General features: G+C 74.5%; 1 protein-coding gene. It reads right to left on the bottom strand.

Annotation, left to right across the window (positions count from 1 at the left end):
- Nucleotides 1–2,459 (bottom strand): M1 family aminopeptidase (locus D7V93_RS41740; RefSeq protein ID WP_120648526.1); only part of this gene is annotated, 2,459 nt, incomplete at both ends.

Genomic DNA, 2,459 nt, shown 5'->3' with positions numbered 1-2,459 from the left:
GGCCCTGCTTCGCCCGCTTCGCGGCGCGCTTGCGCGCGGGCTTCGTCCTGGAGGCAGGGGCTTCCGGGCGGAGCGTGAGCGTCTCCAGCTTCTCGCGCAGGGTGCGCGTCTCCTGCTTGAGCGCGTCCAGCTCCTCGCGCAGCGAGGCGACCTCGCGGGCCTGGGGCGCGCCCTCGCGCAGGGAGCGCACGGCCTCGCGGGCGTAGCGGCGGGTGCGCGGGTCGCTGAAGGTCGTGCCCTCCAGCGCGGGCAGCAGGCGACGGTCGCCCAGGGTGGAGGCCGCGTCACACACCGTGAGCTGCACGCGGAACTGCGGGTCGCGCAGCAGCTGGGCGAAGAGGTCCACTGCTTCGCGCTTGCGGTTCGCCACTTCGGCCAGCTTCGCCACGGCGCTCACGGCGGCGCGGCGCAGGAACGTCGGCTGGCCGTACGCGGTGCGCGCCACGGCCACCGGGAACGCGGCCGCGTCCTGCGTCTCCGCGAGCCCGTCCATCGCCCCGGCGCCAATGGCGTCCTGGAACGAGGGGCGCGCGGCGGCGGCCTCCAGCAGGGGCAGGATGTCCGGGGCGCGCACGCGGCCCAGCGCGCGCGCGGCCTCGGCCTCCACGAAGTAGCTGGCGTCTCCCGCCTCCACGAGCGCGCGCAGGCGTCCGGCCACCTGCGCGTCGTGGCGGAACTCGCCCAGCGCGGCCACCACGGCGCGGCGCACGCGGGGGTGGGCGGTGTCCAGCGCGCCCAGCAGCCGCGCCCGGGCCTCCGGCGTGCGGAGGCGGCCCAGGGACTTCGCGCACGCGGCGCGCGTGGCCCAGAACTGGCCGGTGTCCTCCAGCGCGCGGCCCAGGGCCTCCACCGAGCGCGGGCCGCCGTCCTTGCCCAGCGCGAGCGCGGCTTCCGTGCGCGCGCGGGCCTCGGGCGCGGCCAGAAGCTCCTCGCGCCACAGGCCCACGGCCTTGTCCACGTCCAGCGCGCCCAGCACGTCGCGGCGCGGATCCACGCGCACCTGCGAGGGCGCGGCGGGGCAGGGCAGGTGGAAGCGGTGCTCCGCCTCGGTGAGCTCCAACCGGTGGCGCGTGTCCTGGCCGTTCACGGTGACGACCACGTCCAGCGGCAGGCGGAAGACGGGGATGCCGGTGTCGGTGCGCTGCGCCTGGCGCACGGCGATGCGCAGGCGGGCGTCGTCGGCCTCGTAGCGGACCTCCACCTTCAGCTCCGGGTGGCCGGGGGCGAAGACGTACTGGTCGAAGACGGGGTCCAGGTTGTGGCCGGTGGCCTCCTCGAAGGCGCGCGCCAGGTCCACCGTCTCCACCACGCCGTGGCGGTGGCGCGCGACGTAGTGGCGCAGCGCGCGCACGAAGAGGTCATCACCCACGCGGCGGCGCAGCTCGTGGAGGACCAGGGCGCCCTTCTCGTAGAGGTGGCCGTCGAACAGGTCCATGGGGGCCTGGAACTTCCGCGCGACGATGGGGCGCGCGTAGCGCTCGCGCACCTCGGAGAGGTAGGCGTCCAGGAAGACCATGCGGTGGTGGTCGGCCTCGTCGCGGTCGTCGCCGCGCTCCTTCCACAGCACCTCGAAGTAGGTGGCGAAGCCCTCGTTGAGCCAGCCATGGGGCCAGTCGCGACAGGTGAGCAGGTCGCCGAACCACTGGTGCGCGAGCTCGTGGGAGATGAGCGGCTCGACGGTGTAGTCCAGGTGGGCTCTCGCGTCGTGCAGCACCGTGTCCACCAGCGTGGTGGCGGTGGTGTGCTCCATGCCGCCCAGGATGAACTCGGTGACGAACACCTGCGCGTAGCCGCTCCACGGGTAGGGCTCGCCGGTGATGGACTCGTAGGCGGCGACCATCTGGGGCGTGCGCGCCACGCATCGGAGCGCGTCCTCGCGGCGGCCCTTCGGGAAGAGGTAGCGCAGCGGGGTGGTGCCGGCGGTGTCGGTGGCCTCCTCGAACTCGCCCACCACCAGCGTGACGAGGTACGGCGCGTGCGGCTGCGCCATGCGGTGGTGCTGGGTGCGGCGTCCGCCTTCGGTGACGTCGCTGACGAGCACGCCGTTGGACAGCGACGTCATGTTCGCGGGGAAGGTGGCGACGACCTCCGACGTGGCCTTCTGCGAGGGGCTGTCCAGGCAGGGGAACCAGCAGCGCGCGTCGATGTCCTGGCCCTGCGTCCAGGCCTGGACGGGGCGGTCGGGGTAGCCCGCGTCGGGGCCCCAGAAGTAGAGGCCGCGGCGGGGGCTCGCGCGGTAGGCGAGCGCGACGTCGCACGCCTGGCCCGCCTCGAGCGCGCGGGGCAACTCCACGCGCACGTGGGCGCCGGAGTTGGAGAAGGGGACGGGCCTGCCGTCGACGCGGGCGTCGGTGACGTCCAGGTCCACCGCGTCGAAGGTGACGGTGGAGACGGTCCGCACGGCGGACACGCGGGTGGTGCAGGTGCCGGTGATGGCGCGCTGGGGGAAGTCCAGGTCC

The sequence above is a fragment of the Corallococcus llansteffanensis genome (assembly GCF_003612055.1).
Classification (GTDB): domain Bacteria; phylum Myxococcota; class Myxococcia; order Myxococcales; family Myxococcaceae; genus Corallococcus; species Corallococcus llansteffanensis.
The sequence above is the reverse complement of the archived record's forward strand: the minus strand, read 5'-3'. Positions and strand labels throughout refer to the sequence as shown.